We start from the raw sequence: 15,910 nt of genomic DNA, 5'->3' as shown, positions 1-15,910 counted from the left end.
ATTAATTAAATGCTGCTAATATACTTTTGTTTGTTAGATGAACAGTAGCAATACTGTTTAAATACCTACAACGTTAAAGCCCCCTATACGTACATCTGAAGTTGAGATAATGCAACTATGGCAAGACATGCAACTGATTTTCTGTCAGATTTTCGAGAATTTATTCAGCGGGGCAACGTCGTCGATTTGGCGGTTGCTGTGGTCATTGGGACTGCTTTTAGCAAAATCGTCGATTCTTTTGTGTCAGATGTAATTACGCCTGCTATTCTTACGCCAGCGCTACAAGCAGCGAATGTTGATGACTTGTCACAACTGACGGCGGGAACGATCAGGTATGGCTCGTTTTTGGCAGCGATCCTCAACTTTCTTGTGATTGCTCTGTCAATTTTTGTCTTAATTCGGATGCTTGAAGCAGCAAAGAGAAGAGTTTTACGGCAGCAAGATGAAGTGGTGGAAGAAGCAGTTGAGCCGCTTTTGTTATCTCAAGAGCGTCTGACTACTGCGGTCGAGCGTTTGTCTCAAGTGATCGAGTCTCGTTAATCTCTGCTACGAATTTCTGAAGACGGAGGGCGATCGCTGCTTTCGACCGCTGTGTTGCCGTTCACTGCGCCCAGTTGCTGACGAACATCATCGATCGCATCATTCAATTGCGCAATTTTATCTTCTAGCCCCCGCCTTGCAACTTCCATAGTCTGCTCGGTAGGGGCTTTTAGACGGCGCTTTTTGTTCGCTTTCGAGTCCAGTTTTTTTAACCCATCTGCATCTAACTCTTCAGGCTGAGAAAGTCGCGATGAAACCAACACACCCGCAATGCCTCCCACAACACCGCCGACAATAGTTCCTAAAATAAACCCACCGAAAAAGTTATCATCTTGCTGGCTCATTCTGAATCCCCTTATGATTCTAAATTGAATGTGAACTGTCCTAAATGCAGTAGTGATTAGAGCGTACCAAAGGTGCGATCGCCCGCATCTCCCAAGCCCGGCACAATATAGCCAACCTCGTTCAAGCCCTCATCGATCGCGGCAGCGTAAATGACTAGTCCGGGATACGCCACATTCAGCTTTTGTAGCGCTGTCGGTGACGTTACAACCGAGATAATCCGTACCTGTGCTGGCTCGATTCCTCGGTTTATCAGTTCTCCCATTACTGTCATGATCGTGCCCCCCGTTGCCAGCATCGGTTCTGTAATTAAGACCCGTGTTTCTGGCGTAAACTGTTGGGGCAGCTTGTTGAGATAAACAGCAGGTTCTAAAGTTTCCTCATTGCGAACGACCCCGATATGGTAGATCGAAGCGAGGGGCAAAAGCGACTGCGCCCCTTCTAACAGCGCCAGCCCTGCCCGCAAAATAGGAACGATCGCCACGGGCGCTTCTGGATTAATAAAGGTAGCAGGGCAAGGGGCAAGGGGCGTATTAACCGTAGTTGCCACCGTTGGCATCCAGTCTCGGATGGCTTCGTAGGTGAGCCATCGACCCAACTCAGTCATGGCGCTGCGAAATAAAACTGAAGGCGTTCCTTCATCGCGGGCAACGGCTAGCCAATGTTGAATCAGAGGATGGGGCGGAACATAGACGCGGAGTTGGAGAGCCATTGAATGATAAAGGTCACGATTAGATTACCGATTACATTACCATTCATCGGGAGCAGTAGGCAGTTAGGTCAATTCCTTCAAGATGTCTGTTAGCATTCCCATCATCTGATCAATGTGATGTTTCTCAATAATGAGCGGCGGCGAAAGCGCAATAATGTCGCCCGTTGTCCGGGTGAGTAAGCCCTTCTCATAGCAGCGTAGGAAGCAATCAAAGCCACGAGCACCCGGCTGATCTGGAATTGCCGCCAGTTCAATACCTGCAACCAAGCCCAAGTTGCGAATATCAATTACATGGGGCAGACCTTTGAGAGAGTGAACCGCCTCTTCCCAATAGCCCGCCAGTTCTTGCGATCGCTGGAACAGCCCTTCCTGCTCGTAAATATCTAACGTGGCTAGTGAGGCGGCACAGGCGACCGGATGACCTGAGTAGGTGTAGCCATGGAATAGCTCGATCGCATTTTCTGCGCCGCTCATAAAGGCATCGTAAATGCCAGGACGGACAAAAACGGCTCCCATCGGCACAGTCCCGTTTGTAATGCCTTTTGCAACGACCATCATATCGGGCATTACCCCAAAATATTCAGTGGCAAAACTGGCTCCCAGCCTGCCAAAACCTGTGATCACTTCGTCAAAAATCAACAAAATTCCATGCCGATCGCAAATCGATCGCAACCGCTGTAAATAACCTTGCGGCGGAATCAAAACTCCTGTTGACCCCGCCACAGGTTCAACAATAACAGCGGCAATATTAGAGGCATCATGGAGCGCTACAATTCGCTCTAGGTCATCGGCGAGATGGGCACCCCATTCTGGCTGCTGCCGACTAAAGGCATTGTGCTCCAGGCTATGGGTGTGGGGCAGATGATCAACTCCGTTAAGCAGACTTCCAAAGAACTTGCGGTTGCCGCCAATGCCGCCCACTGAGATGCCGCCAAAGCCAACCCCGTGATAGCCGCGTTCCCGTCCAATAAGCCGCTGGCGCGTGCCTTGCCCGCAAACCCGGTGATAGGCGATCGCAATTTTGAGGGCTGAATCAACTGCTTCGGAGCCAGAGTTGGCAAAAAACACATGGTCAAATCCAGACGGCGCTAGTTTGACGAGGCGATCGGCAAGTTCAAAAACGCCAGGGTGCCCCATTTGGAAAGCAGGGGCGTAGTCTAGCGTCATCACCTGCTTTTGAACTGCGTTGGCGATCGTCTCTCGCCCATGCCCGGCATTGACACACCACAGACCCGCCGTGCCATCTAGCACCTGTCGTCCATCTTCAGTGGTGAAATGCATATCTTTTGCCGATACCATAATGCGCGGGGCAGCTTTAAACTGCCGATTCGCCGTAAAGGGCATCCAGAATGCTTCTAGATCGGGGCGGGTGAGTGAGTGCATGGCTTTTAGTTAGTACGTGTATACTATTTGAGATAACCTGGTTTTAGAAGCTGATGACTTCTAAAACAACTTACGCTTGAGGGAGCAATGCCACGATTTGATCCACAAATTGTTGATGATCCACTACAGGCTTAGAGATGTAATCATCTGCACCGCTTTGTAACAGGAAGTTCTCGCGATCGCCCTCCATAGCGTGAGCGGTTACTAAAATAATAGGCAAACTAGCGGTTTCTGGATCGGCTTTCAACATTTGCGTAATCCGAATACCATCGACTGGCTTACCCTGATAAACGCTATGAGAGAGCGAAACATCCATTAATATCAAGTCTACTTCCCGCGATTGGGCAATTTTCATCACCTCATCCACGTTTTCAGTATGCTTAACTTCCAGCCCAGCCCGTTTCGTCAAAATCTTGGAAAACACGCGTGCGTTAATCAAATCATCTTCTACTATCAGAACCGTCTTCATAAGCTGTCTACCTGTTCAATCTCAAAATGCTGTACTTTGCTAGTTTTTTATCAATCAATCTACAGTTAGATGCCTATTCATAAGCCTACGATATTACTGTTAAAACAACCTGTTAAAAAAACAGGAACGCTCACTTTACCCTTTAAGCTTCTCATTCGCTTCGTCTTCTCCACTTTTTTAATCTTCAGGAACCCGATCTCATGGCTGACCAATTAAGCATTCTCCCCGCAGGGCAGGTGATTCCGACCGCATTACACCTTGAAGTACAACAGTCTTATCTGGAGTATGCCATGAGTGTCATTGTGGGGCGAGCGCTACCCGATGTGCGAGATGGACTCAAACCCGTGCACAGACGGATTTTGTACGCCATGCATGAGTTGGGTTTAACGCCCGATCGCCCCTATCGTAAATGCGCCCGTGTCGTCGGAGATGTACTGGGTAAATATCACCCTCACGGCGATCAGTCGGTTTACGATGCCCTGGTGCGAATGGTGCAGGACTTCTCCAGCCGTTACCCGTTATTAGAGGGGCACGGCAACTTTGGCTCAGTGGACGATGACCCTCCGGCGGCAATGCGGTACACCGAGACGCGGCTGGCATCAGTGGGTAATGAAGGCTTGCTGAACGAGATTGGAGAAGCGACCGTTGACTTTACTGGGAACTTTGATAATTCCCAGCAAGAACCGATCGTTCTACCCGCTCAGTTGCCCTTCTTGCTACTGAACGGTTGTTCTGGGATTGCAGTCGGCATGGCGACCAATATTCCGCCCCACAATTTGGGCGAAGTGGTCGATGGTTTAGTTGCCCTGATTGATCGTCCAGACTTGCCCGATGCTGATTTGTTCCGGCTGATTCCCGCGCCGGATTTTCCTACGGGCGGTGAAATCTTGAGTCTGGAGGGCGTTCAGGATGCTTACACGACTGGGCGAGGCAGTATTCCGGTGCGAGGAGTTGCGGCTCTAGAAGAAGTAACGGGGCGAGGACGACAGCGGCGGATGGCAATTGTGGTCACCGAGCTACCGTTTCAGGTGAATAAGGCAAGCTGGATTGAAAAAATTGCTGACTTGACAAATCAGGGCAGAATTGAAGGAATTATTGATATTCGAGATGAGAGCGATCGCGATGGAATGCGCGTGGTCATTGAGCTAAAGCGTGATGCCCAGCCTGCGGTAGTGCTGAATACGCTTTATAAACTCACGCCGCTGCAAAGTAACTTTGGGGTGATTATGCTGGCGATCGTCAACGGTCAGCCCCGCCAGTTGCCGCTGCGAGAGCTATTGCAAACCTTCCTCGACTTCCGCGAAGAAACCCTCACTCGGCAATATTCCCATGAGCTAGAGAAAGCTGAAGGGCGCGCCCATATTTTAGAAGGGCAGTTGTTGGCGCTAGAAAATTTGGATCGGGTCATTCATATTTTGCGCAATGCCCCAGATGGGACAACGGCGAAAATACAAATGAAAGAGCAGTTGGAGTTTAGCGATCGCCAAGCCGATTCCATTCTTTCAATGCCCCTCCGTCGGTTGACTGGATTAGAGCGGCAAAATCTTCAGACCGAGTTTGAAGAAATAAGCCGGCGCATGGAGGAACTGCACACGCTGCTCGACAACCGTAAAGAGTTGCTGAAGTCCTTAAAAAAAGATTTGCGATCGCTCAAACGCAAATACGCCGACCCGCGCCGCACCCGGATTTTGACTGCCACTGAACGCGCGACCGAAACGGCTCAACTTGCTGAAATTGCGGCTGAAGAATTGGTGGCAGAGGAAACGATCGTTGAGATCACGCAACGCGGCTATGTGCGTCGCTTTACCCCTAAGGCATTTCAAAAGCGGCAGCAGTCGAAGCTAGAGGAACTGCCCATGGGCAAGTTAGTGGAAAGCGATGATTTTACAACTGAAATGCATCGGGCGATCGAAAAGCAGCAACTCTTAGTCCTGACCCGCAGCGGCAAAGCCTACACCATCAATGTTGGCGATATTCCCTTAACGCCGCGCCAGTCTAGCGGAACTCCTACGGTTACACTTCTCCCCACCACGCAGGGTGAAGCTGAAACGGTTGTCGCGCAATTTGTTTTGCCTAGCGACCCGGAGGACTTGAAAGGATGGTATTTGGCAATGCTGACACAACAGGGACGGATTAAGCGGGTCGCTCTATCAGAATTTACGAACCTCAGCGGACGAGGTTTAACGGCTACAAAAGTCAAAGAAGATGACGAATTAGCCTATGCCATTCAAGTCCAGGTGGGCGATCAGTGGGTGATTGCCACGACGGGTGGACGGATCTTGCGGTTTCAGGTTGATGATGAGCAAATTCCGGTGATGGGTCGGGCGGCGCAAGGGATACAAATTGTGCGGTTGCGGAAGCAAGAAGCCTTGGTCGGCTGTGTGGCTTTGGGCACTGAAGACGAAATGTTGCTGGTGTCTGCCCAAGGCTATGCGAAGCGAATGCAGGTGAAGCTGGTACGCACCATCAAGCGAGGAGACTTAGGGATTCAGGGGATGCAATTTGCCCTGAAAACCGATGCTCTGGCAGCGATCGCCCCGGCGTTTCCCGACACTGAAGTCACGTTTATGACCAGTGAAGACCGCATGATGAAAAACCCCATTGAGGCAATTCCTCAACAGGGCAGAGAAGGGAAGGGCGATCGCTTGCTCAAGTTAAACAAACAAGAAGTGGTGAAGGAAGTGGCGATCGCTGATATTGAACCCGTAGTAGATTAAAAAACCCTCAAACCTACCACCAGCGCAATTCTAAGTAACCTAGCGCTGGACGGTTTTGCTCCTCCTCAGTATTCCATTCCACCAGTTTATAAGTTCCAAAAACGTGATCCCACCAATCCACAGCCAGACCAAAGTTGTGGTGCCACATCCCGTATTTGTGATGAACATAATGCACGGGCATCTTCATCCAAAATACCTTTGCCGGATTTTCATGCTGAAGCTGGTGGGCATATGCTGAGAAGGCAGCAAAGGATAATGCTCCCAAAAACCAGCCCAGTCCTGCCTGCCAAGACACAAAAAACACCAGGCACATGACAATGATGCTGCCCTTAACGTAGTCTAAAAACTCCCACAGAACGCCCTGCCCTTCATTGCGACGGTGATGGTCGCGGTGGCGTTCGCCAATTTTGGGCGAGACGTGCATGAGGCGATGCAGCCAATACTCGACTAGGCTTGCCAGAATAAATGCAGCTATAAAACAGGCGATCGCAACCATCCACATAGCCATAACTTTCCCCACACCCAAAAATACAAAGACTATTCTCAGTATTTTAACGGTTCTCGCTCAAGAGTTCAGCGCAGAAGGGTCAGAGAGAGAAACTGTCTACCGTTTTTCAGCGTTGATTCCAACTTCTCTCCCTCGAATAGGAGAAAAGTTTTGAATGAGGATAAAACCCTCTAAAGCCTATTCAGCAGGCTTTAACTGAGTTGCTTCAAGTGTTTTTTGGCGATCGATCTTTAACACCAACACACCCAAAGGCGGCAAGCATAAATCGATCGAGTAAGGACGATTATGGAACGACCATTCTTCAGCCCATTTACCACCAAGGTTACCCATATTGCTACCCCCATACTCACGGGCATCGCTGTTAAAGAGCTCGGTGTAAAACCCTAGCTCAGGCACACCAACTCGGTAGTGAGAATGAGGTTGAGGTGTAAAATTACACACCGTCACAATAAACTCCTCAGAATCTTTTGCCCGCCGAATGAAAGACACCACGCTATGACGGTTATCAGTACAATCTACCCACTCAAAGCCATCTTGTGAAAACTCTTGAGTATAAAGCGCTGGCTCGGTGCGATAGAGGTGGTTAAGCTTACTGATGCAGTATTTAAGGTTTTGATGAGCAGAGTTTTGCAGCAACTGCCACTCCAGATCACCCCACACATTCCACTCACTCCACTGCCCAAACTCCATGCTCATAAACAGCGTTTTCTTGCCAGGATGGGTGAACATGAAAGTGTACAAGCAGCGGAGATTGGCAAACTTCTGCCATTCATCTCCGGGCATTTTGCCAATCATCGGGCTTTTACCATGCACGACTTCATCATGGGAGAGCGCTAACATAAAGTTTTCGTTGAAGGCGTACCAAATGCTGAACGTGACATTGTTTTGATGGAACTGTCGGAACCAAGGATCCATATGGAAATAATCCAACATGTCGTGCATCCAGCCCATGTTCCACTTCAAGTTAAAGCCTAGCCCACCCAGGTAGGTCGGCCAAGACACCATAGGCCAATCAGTCGATTCTTCGGCAATGCTGAGTACGCCAGGGAAGTAGCTGAAGATGGCATGGTTGAGTTGGCGCAAGAAGTCGGCAGCCTCGATGTTTTCTCGACCGCCGTATTGGTTGGTGACCCACTCACCTGGATTACGGCAATAGTCGAGGTAAAGCATAGAGGCTACAGCATCAACGCGAACCCCATCAATGTGGTACTTATCAAACCAGAACAGCGCGTTTGCCACCAAGAAGTTACGAACTTCGTTACGGGAATAGTTGAAGACTAGGGTGCCCCACTCCTTATGCTCACCTTTCCGGGGGTCAGCATGTTCGTAGAGGTGGGTGCCATCAAAGTTAGCCAGCCCATGTCCATCTTTGGGGAAGTGAGCCGGAACCCAGTCTACAATCACGCCAATGCCGTTTTGGTGGCATTGATCAATGAAGTACATCAAGTCTTGAGGACTACCGAAACGAGAGGTAGCGGCATAGTAGCCCGTGACTTGATAGCCCCAAGAGCCGTCAAAAGGATGTTCAGCAACCGGAAGGATTTCAATATGGGTAAAGCCCATCTCTTTGACGTAGGGAATGAGGCGATCGGCAAGTTCACGATAAGTCAGGAACCGTGCGCCGGGCTTAAGGTCTGCCACAATTACGGGAGCAACAGGGTTGCCCTGTACATCTAATCCAGGTTGAGATGCAGAACCATGAAGCCAGGAACCCAGATGGACTTCGTAAACCGAGACAGGTTGAACTAACGGTTCTGTGTGGCGGCGGGTTTCCATCCACTCGCTGTCTTGCCATTGATAGTCATCTAGATTTGCTACGATCGAGGCTGTTTTGGGACGCACTTCTTGCTGAAACCCAAAAGGATCGGACTTTTCATAAATGTGTCCGGCTTGGTTTTTAACTTCGTATTTGTAGTGAGTGCCCACGTCTAAGCCTGGGATAAACAGTTCCCAAATGCCGCCATCGCGTAGACGCATCTGGTGCTGACGACCATCCCAGTTATTAAAGTCGCCTAGGAGGGAAACGTTGCGAGCGTTGGGTGCCCAAACTGCAAAGTAAACACCTTGAACCCCTTCTCGCTGGGTAACATGTGCCCCTAATTTTTCATAGATGCGATGATGATTACCTTCGGCAAATAAGTGAACATCAAAGTCGGTCATGAGGGGCGATCGAAAGGCATAGGGATCGTACATGACCCGCTCATGCTCACCTTCTTTAACGCGAAATTGATAATTGCTAAGCGTTTCAACCCCTAGAACACATTCAAAGAAATGAGGATCATGAATCTGATGCATGGGAAACTCTTCCCGTGTTTCGGGGCAAACGACCCAAGCCTCATCGGCATGGGGCAAGTAAGCCCTAATCACCCAGACTGACTTACCCTCCTGCTCAATGAGGTGAGGGCCCAGGACTTCAAACGGGTCGTGGTGCTGGTTCCAAACAATCCGTTCGATCTGCTCTGGAGTGACGGTCATGGTCATGAGAATTACCTATCTAAACAAGTTATTTAAGGGGCAGGGTGGGGATTGAATTTCCCAGAAAATCTATTAACGTGCTACTGACGTGCTATGCAATTCGCATTAGTTTAAGCTGACAAAATGCATCTGAGATCACACTGCAGATAGTTTTCTAATATATAAGTACGATCGCCAAAAAGCATGATAGCGAAATGCGTCTACCTCGTTGTCAGCTTTTATATACAACTCATTACAAACTTTAACAAAGTGTTGCGATTAGCTTACCATTCAAAGCCTCTTTGACCGCAGGTTTTTCTGGCTCGCTCCTCTAAAAAAAGCCCAGGTAGCCGGAGAAAACCCGTGGTTTCACGGTTTTAACTCCCTAGCAGAGGCTCTATGTATTCCATTATAAGTGTCCTGAAATTCCGTTTTTGCCTCTAAATATGGCGCAAATAGTTCAAGCCTCAGCTTCCCGAAAACGGCTGAGTAAATGGTTTTGGAGTGCGCTGCTTCGCAGATACCGCAAGGGTCGTTGGCTGAGCAGAATTGCAATTGGAGTCGCTGGAGCAGTAATTGTGCTGCGAGGGTTTGGTGTTTTTCAGTTATTCGAGTTGACTGCCTATGATCAGCTTTTTCAGAGGCGTTCCTTAGAGCCTCAAGATAACCGGATTGTGTTAGTCAGTATTGATGACGCTGATCTTCAGCGGTTGGGCATAGGTGGAGTGCTTTCAGATCAACGGTTAGCAGAAGTTTTGACTCTGATTAAGATCCGTCAGCCTAGAGCCATTGGCTTAGATATTTACCGAGATCTCCCAGTTCCCCCTGGCTCTAAGCAATTAAAAGAAATTTTTCAAAATACCCCTCAATTGATTGGCATAGAAACCCTTTCCGACTCAGATTTTGCGGCCGTTATGCCTCCACCTGAGTTAAAGGCAAAACAGCAAGTCGGCTTTAACAATGTGGTCATTGATTTAGATGGGTTAGTGAGAAGGAACACGCTATTCATTAAGCCCACAGGTCAGCCTGTTCATCAAAGTTTTGCCTTAAAACTGGTGTTGAAGTATTTAGAGCCTGATAACGTTAGGCTGAAGGTGAACCGCTCGAAACATACCCAGTTAAAGGGTGTAGAGTTTCCTCCCCTCAATCCTAATGATGGCGCGTATATCAATGCTGACGCGCTGAGGGGTTATCAGATCTTGGCGAATCCTCGCAGTTCTTTGCCGATCAAGCATCAGGTATCACCGTTCAAGCAAGTATCTTTATCAGAACTCTTGGCATCGAACCGATCGCCTCAGAGCCAGGAGCAGATGACGAATTTACTAAGCGATCGCATTGTTTTATTAGGGAGTACTGCTCAAAGTTCTAATGATTTTTTCTTGACTTCCCATAGCAGCCGCAAAGGCGGCAATGCTGAGCGCATGTCGGGGGTAGAGCTACAAGGGCAGTTCGTGAGCCAGATTTTAAGTGCTGTGTTAGATGGGCGATCGCTGATTCGGTTCTGGGATGACCCGATGGAATGGTCATGGATTTTAGGCTGGTCATGGATAGGAGCCTTCTTGAGTTGGAAAATTCGAGCCCCTCAAAAAGCTGCCGCTGGGATACTGCTGGCAGGTACGGGCTTATTTGGTTTCTGTAATTTGGCGTTTCAGTGGGGCTGGTGGTTGCCCCTGGTGCCGCCTCTGGTGGCTCTGATTGGTTCGGCGGCAGGGGTGACAGCGTACTTTTCTTGTTTGCGAGAAGAATTGAAAAAGTCTAAAGAGTTTTTCGGCTCTATCATCAACACAATTCCCGACCCTGTGTATGTTAAAGATCAGCGACATCATTGGGTCATTGTCAACGATGCTTACTGTAGCTTTATTGGGCGATCGCGCGAGACGATGATCAATCAAGTTGATCAAGACTTTTTTCCTCCTCAGCAGTCGGCACATTTTTGGCAACAGGATGAACTGACCTTTGACAGCCGAGTGGAGCAAGAGTGCGAGGAGGAGCTAACCAATGCTCAAGGAAAAACCTATTTAGTCGCAACCAAGCGATCGCTCTACCAAAACACGGCAGGCGATTTGTTTCTGGTCGGAGTCATTCGAGATATTACCCATCGGAAACAGATGGAGGAAGCGCTACGGAGTACCGCAGAAGAACTAGTGCGTTCTAACTCTGAACTGGCAAAAGCAACGGATCTGTTGTCTCATATCGCCCACCATGATCATTTAACAAACTTACCCAACCGCAAGCACTTCCACGAGCAACTCCAGCAATCTTTGGATCGGGCGAGGGAGCAAGGTCATTTGGTTGCGCTTTTATTTTTAGATTTAGATGGTTTTAAGCAGGTCAATGATGCCCATGGTCATCAAGTAGGCGATTCATTGCTTAAAGCAGTTGCTCACCGTCTAACAAATTGTCTGCGCAGTAGCGACACTGTGGCGCGGCTAGGAGGCGATGAGTTTGTGGCAATTCTTCCCAATATTCCGAGTGTATCAACAGTTTGTCGAGTCACTGAAAAGATTTTATTGACGCTGAATCAAAGCTTTGTGTTTGATAGCAAGGCAATGTCGATTTCTGCAAGTATTGGCATCAGCATCTATCCCAACGACTGTTTTGCTAACTACAATGCGGGAGAGAGAGAAGGGGAAGATCAGGAAATGAAGAGTTTGCTCAACCAGGCAGATACAGCCATGTACCAAGCCAAAAAGAAGGGCAAGAATTGTTACGCATTTTTTCAGCCCTCGATCGCTACGGCCGCCATTGATGTTTCTGTAGATTGATTTTTCCTTGAGGGCTAAATTCAACACCTTCAGATTCTAAGCGCGATCGCTGCAAGTAGTCTCCACCCTGACGAAAGGGCGACTCTGAAATTTCACCTTTAGCATTAATCACCCGGTGCCAGGGCACATCAGAGCTAATGTCTACCCGAAACAATGCATAGCCCACCAGCCTGGCTCGGCGAGGGAGATTGGCTAATTCTGCAACTTGCCCATAGGTTGCCACTTTGCCATAGGGAATTTGGCGAACGACTCTGTAGATAGCGGGGTAGCTTGACACAACTTGACACAAAAGGAAATTTGCAGGAGGACTTGTAGAACAGTTAAGGGAGTTGCAATTAAATAACGCCCCGAACCGCCCCCTAAATCCCCCATTCTGGGGGACTTTGACAGGTTCGGAAGTCCTGCCCCAGAATGGGGGATTTAGGGGGCTGATAAGTCAATGCATCCCATTGGGGTGTTATTTTCACGCAACCCCCTAACCTAACCGAATCTGTTCTGTCATGTCTAGATTTCGGTTCCTCTGGTATGCTCTAAAGGCAGTTCCCTCTTGGTTATTTGGCATCGTGTCACAGGCTTCTTCACAGTTGCAACAATTCGTTCATTGGCTTGAATCCGCCTCTCTCCATATCGCGGATTCCAGAGAGTTTCGGCGGCTGGGTCGCTTTTTAAGACAAGGCTGGTTTTCTCCAGAGCAGCTTTGGGGCGCTGCGATTGTGGTTGCACTGCTGATTTGGAACTGGCAGTTGGTGCTGGCGCTGGCTATTGGGATCGTAGTCCTTGTAGTTATCTATTTGGCACAGCAAGGACAATGGAAAATTCCTAACATAGATTGGCGGTGGCTGTGGACAGGTTCTCATCGTCCGTTGACATTGGCGATCGCCAGTGGCGGGATTGCGGCTTTTAGTGCTTATGTCACTACAGGAATTTGGCTGGAAGCAGAGCGGTCTTGGTTGGCTTTAGGCGTAATTCTGCAAGGCTTTGGCACGTTGACAGTTTTACTACTGCTAACCTGGCAAACCTTGAATCGGCAGTTTGAGACAGCAGGTCTGAGAGAAGACCAGCAGCTGGATAGCCTTTTGGATCGTCTATCAGATGCCGACCCGCTAAAGCGTTTGATTGCGGTTCGACAGATTACTCATCGGCTTCAGGTCGAATTGACAGAAGCTTCGCCTGCTTCAAACTCAATATCGCCTGCTGACCTGGCAGATTGTTTTCGGTTGATGTTGAATCGGGAGACTGAGCCGAGCGTTTGTAGCGCGCTGCTGGATGGGCTGCAAAGCCTGGGGCAAGGGCGATTGAATGCTGCAACTCGGCAAGCAGTTTCTGTAACAGCGATGCGACAGATCATAGAAGAGTAAAGGTTTTGTGAGAGTTGAAGGTTTTGTGAGAGTTGAATATATGGATCGTTTTTTTACTGTCGAGGTTATTTCTCAAACTGCTAACCCTCAGCAAACTATCTATGCTGCAATGCATCAAGATTATGCAGAAGGATTTGTCTGGGCAGAGCGCGATCGCTTCCCCTCTGAAGACAAAAGTGGCGAAGTTGTCGTTAAGCAACTGTTGGCAGGTAACCGAGGACACTATGGACCGCTGGAGCATCCGCAAATTACCTTAAACTGCGGTTTCTTTCCCCACTCGACGATGCAACAGATGCGAACTCATCGCGTCGGAATTTCTTTTGATGTCCAGTCTTTCCGCTATACCGGAAACCGAATTATTGAGGTTGTAGACGGTCAGCGAGATATTGAAGAGGTGTTTTACCTGCGTCCCTTAGGAGCGTACAGCGATCGCCAGGGCAAGCGCTACGAATATACTGAAGCACTGCGGCAACAAGATTTGGAGTGGTGTTTGATGGGCTGTAAGCGTTATCAAGAGCGAATTAACCAGGGCTTTTCAGAAGAACACGCACGCGGGTTGATTGCGTTTGATGTTCGGCAGCATTGGGTCATGTCAGCAAATGTGCGATCGATGTTGCACTTGTTAGATTTGCGCTGGAAACTAGATGCTCAACTGGAGGCGCAACAGCTTTGTGAGTTAATGTGGGAGCCTTTTAAGCAGTGGGTTCCAGCGATCGCCACCTGGTACGAAGCAAACCGCTTAAAGAAAGCAAAACTATCACCCTAAGCACTACTGCAATCTTTTTCGGCGTTGCTGAATTAGGGTATGAACCGAACTTTGTTAAGTGCCTTGTTTGAATAAGCTGAACGGCTTATCTTGTCCGAGCGATCGCCTATTTCCTTTTCCTCTTCACCCTTGGATCAACCTACTTTCAAAGCTTGGCAGGTCGGGTGTTCTTTACGCCTCGTCGCGTCAGCCGCAACTAAGGTTTTTCTATGGAAATTGACCCTAATTTTCCGTGAACTGCTTGCAGATAATCAGCCGGGGTAAGCTGCACTAGCCGTCCTCGTGCTCCCGCAGAAACCGCAATTTGGTCAAATACTGCAATCACTTCTTCCACGTAAACGGGATATTCCCGCTTACAGGCTAACGCTGTGACCCCACCGCGAATGTAGCCTGTCAACGACTGTACTTCTTTGAGAGGAACAGGGTCTATTTTGCGATCGCCCGTCAGCTTAGCCAGCCGCTTCAAATCGAGTTGATAATGACTGGGAATAACCGCAAGCAAAACTCCTATGCTATTGCCCCGCACCACTAATGTTTTAAAGAGTTGCTCTGGCGGTAAGCCAACCTTAAGGGCAGTCTGTTCGGCGGCTAAGTCATTGGGGTCAACCTCATAAGAAAGGAGATGGTAGGATATGCCCAGGTTATCTAGGATACGGACAGCATTAGTTTTCATACGCAAAATGCAGCGATAGATTCGGTCTAAGTTATGGTTGTATGAAGCTAGATAAAGCCGATAAACAGCCTGATCGATTGATATTCATCAGATGAATCCTAAAGCTTGATAATTTTTTAACTTAAGCCCTCCCATCGTTCCTGGATCTCTATGAATAACAGCCAGACTGACTATAAAGCGCGATCGCCCAGACTCCTCCGGGGCTTGAGTACTCGTTTTGCGATTTGGAGAGGCAAGAAGAAATTTAACGCCATTGATTTAAGAGGGGTTGATCTAACCCGAGTCGATTTGATTGGCAATATGCTCCTTTGTGCCAATTTTGGTTGGGCTGTCATTATTTGGACATTTTTTAACGCAGCAGGCGTACCCGGAATTATCCTAGTTTGGGCAAATTTGATCTGGAGCATCTTAGTCTGGATTAATTTGCGCGAGGTCAGTTTTAACCAAGGTGACTTGCGCGGGACTAACCTTAGAAATGCCGTCTTGATTGGCATTATTCTAGTGTGGGCAGCCCTCCTGTGGTCGCTCCGCGTTTCGGTCTATGCCGAAGGAGCATACATCCTCTGGGCAAACCCCAACATGCTCTTCATTCTTTGGGCAGTACTGAGCAAAGTTGATTTAAGTGACGCAGATTTAAGCTACTCCAACCTCAGCCACGCAAACTTAAGTCGAGTTGATCTGCGAGATGCTAACCTGAGCGACACTGACCTCCGAGGAGCCATTTTACGAGAAGCAATTTTGCGCGGAGCCAACCTCCAAAATGCCGATCTGCGAGGCGTAGATTTGAGTGATGCCGATTTATGTGAGGCAGTTTTGCGGGGTTCCGACCTGCGAGAAGTTGACCTCAGCGGAGCCGACTTAAGTGGAGCCGACTTACGGGAAGCCAAACTGAGTGGAGCCAACCTGAGTGCAGCAGACTTAAGCTGGGCAAAGCTGAGCCGGGCTGATTTGAGTAGCGTCAATTTAAGCTGGGCAAGTTTGGGGCGCGCTCAACTGAATGATACTGACCTGAGTCATGCAGATTTAAGTGGTGCAGACTTTCGGGAAGCAACAGTGAATGGAGCAAACTTTAGCGGAGTAGATTTAAGCGTTATTTTGGTGAAAGGCGCTCGATTTAGCAATAACTTTGGGCTGAAATCGACAGAGAAGGTCAACTTAAAGGCACGGGGGGCTATTCTTGACGAGCCGTTGGGCGCTAGTGGGTATAGGAGATAAATTGAATG

At 48.7% G+C, this 15,910-nt stretch carries 14 protein-coding genes; 6 read left to right on the top strand and 8 right to left on the bottom strand.

Annotated elements, in window-relative coordinates:
* The first annotated feature begins 117 nt into the window (after positions 1 to 117).
* Entirely contained in the window at positions 118 to 540 is a 423-nt protein-coding gene (gene mscL, locus KME11_14285; protein ID MBW4516375.1) for a large conductance mechanosensitive channel protein MscL, read from the top strand.
* Here the strand turns inward: mscL and KME11_14280 are convergent.
* The 4 genes from KME11_14280 to KME11_14265 form a co-directional block, all read right to left on the bottom strand.
* Entirely contained in the window at positions 537 to 884 is a 348-nt protein-coding gene (locus KME11_14280) for a hypothetical protein (protein ID MBW4516374.1), read from the bottom strand. The genes mscL and KME11_14280 overlap by 4 nt on opposite strands.
* Before the next feature lie 56 nt (positions 885 to 940).
* Complete coding sequence (gene upp / locus KME11_14275; protein MBW4516373.1) at positions 941 to 1,594, bottom strand: uracil phosphoribosyltransferase; 654 nt, start codon at positions 1,592 to 1,594, stop codon at positions 941 to 943.
* Between the two features lie 63 nt (positions 1,595 to 1,657).
* The gene (locus KME11_14270; GenBank protein MBW4516372.1) at positions 1,658 to 2,977 is read right to left on the bottom strand and encodes an aspartate aminotransferase family protein; all 1,320 of its coding nucleotides are present in this window, start codon (positions 2,975 to 2,977) and stop codon (positions 1,658 to 1,660) included.
* 70 nt (positions 2,978 to 3,047) lie between these two features.
* Entirely contained in the window at positions 3,048 to 3,446 is a 399-nt protein-coding gene (locus tag KME11_14265) for a response regulator (GenBank protein MBW4516371.1), read from the bottom strand.
* Positions 3,447 to 3,646: 200 nt separating this feature from the next.
* Between KME11_14265 and gyrA the strand changes: the two genes are divergently transcribed.
* Positions 3,647 to 6,163, top strand: coding sequence for a DNA gyrase subunit A (gene gyrA / locus KME11_14260; protein ID MBW4516370.1), 2,517 nt, complete (start codon positions 3,647 to 3,649; stop codon positions 6,161 to 6,163).
* Between the two features lie 13 nt (positions 6,164 to 6,176).
* Here gyrA and KME11_14255 read toward each other — a convergent pair whose 3' ends face one another.
* Together KME11_14255 and glgB are read right to left on the bottom strand one after the other, a co-directional pair.
* The gene (locus KME11_14255; protein ID MBW4516369.1) at positions 6,177 to 6,659 is read right to left on the bottom strand and encodes a sterol desaturase family protein; all 483 of its coding nucleotides are present in this window, start codon (positions 6,657 to 6,659) and stop codon (positions 6,177 to 6,179) included.
* Between the two features lie 189 nt (positions 6,660 to 6,848).
* Positions 6,849 to 9,152 carry a 1,4-alpha-glucan branching enzyme gene (gene glgB / locus KME11_14250; protein ID MBW4516368.1) on the bottom strand — a complete coding sequence of 768 codons (2,304 nt, stop codon included), beginning with the start codon at positions 9,150 to 9,152 and terminating at the stop codon, positions 6,849 to 6,851.
* 419 nt (positions 9,153 to 9,571) lie between these two features.
* Between glgB and KME11_14245 the strand changes: the two genes are divergently transcribed.
* Positions 9,572 to 11,890 (top strand): CHASE2 domain-containing protein, encoded by a 2,319-nt coding sequence (locus KME11_14245; protein ID MBW4516367.1) that lies wholly within the window; start codon positions 9,572 to 9,574, stop codon positions 11,888 to 11,890.
* On the opposite strand, the gene KME11_14240 is transcribed toward KME11_14245, so the two are convergent.
* A complete protein-coding gene (locus KME11_14240) occupies positions 11,859 to 12,167 on the bottom strand; it encodes a methylated-DNA--[protein]-cysteine S-methyltransferase (protein MBW4516366.1) in 309 nt (102 codons plus the stop codon). The two genes, KME11_14245 and KME11_14240, sit on opposite strands and share 32 nt — an antisense overlap.
* Before the next feature lie 223 nt (positions 12,168 to 12,390).
* Between KME11_14240 and KME11_14235 the strand changes: the two genes are divergently transcribed.
* Together KME11_14235 and thyX are read left to right on the top strand one after the other, a co-directional pair.
* Positions 12,391 to 13,248 carry a hypothetical protein gene (locus tag KME11_14235; protein ID MBW4516365.1) on the top strand — a complete coding sequence of 286 codons (858 nt, stop codon included), beginning with the start codon at positions 12,391 to 12,393 and terminating at the stop codon, positions 13,246 to 13,248.
* 40 nt (positions 13,249 to 13,288) lie between these two features.
* Complete coding sequence (gene thyX, locus KME11_14230; GenBank protein ID MBW4516364.1) at positions 13,289 to 14,014, top strand: FAD-dependent thymidylate synthase; 726 nt, start codon at positions 13,289 to 13,291, stop codon at positions 14,012 to 14,014.
* A 196-nt stretch (positions 14,015 to 14,210) separates the two neighbouring features.
* Here thyX and ybaK read toward each other — a convergent pair whose 3' ends face one another.
* On the bottom strand, positions 14,211 to 14,687 hold the full coding sequence (gene ybaK, locus KME11_14225; GenBank protein ID MBW4516363.1) for a Cys-tRNA(Pro) deacylase: 477 nt from the start codon (positions 14,685 to 14,687) through the stop codon (positions 14,211 to 14,213).
* Positions 14,688 to 14,837: 150 nt separating this feature from the next.
* Here ybaK and KME11_14220 point away from each other — a divergent pair, with 150 nt between their 5' ends.
* On the top strand, positions 14,838 to 15,902 hold the full coding sequence (locus KME11_14220) for a pentapeptide repeat-containing protein (GenBank protein MBW4516362.1): 1,065 nt from the start codon (positions 14,838 to 14,840) through the stop codon (positions 15,900 to 15,902).
* Positions 15,903 to 15,910 lie beyond the last annotated feature (8 nt).

The organism is Timaviella obliquedivisa GSE-PSE-MK23-08B (assembly GCA_019358855.1).
GTDB classification, from domain to species: domain Bacteria; phylum Cyanobacteriota; class Cyanobacteriia; order Elainellales; family Elainellaceae; genus Timaviella; species Timaviella obliquedivisa.
Note: the sequence above shows the minus strand (reverse complement) of the source record. Positions and strands in the feature narration are given on the sequence as shown.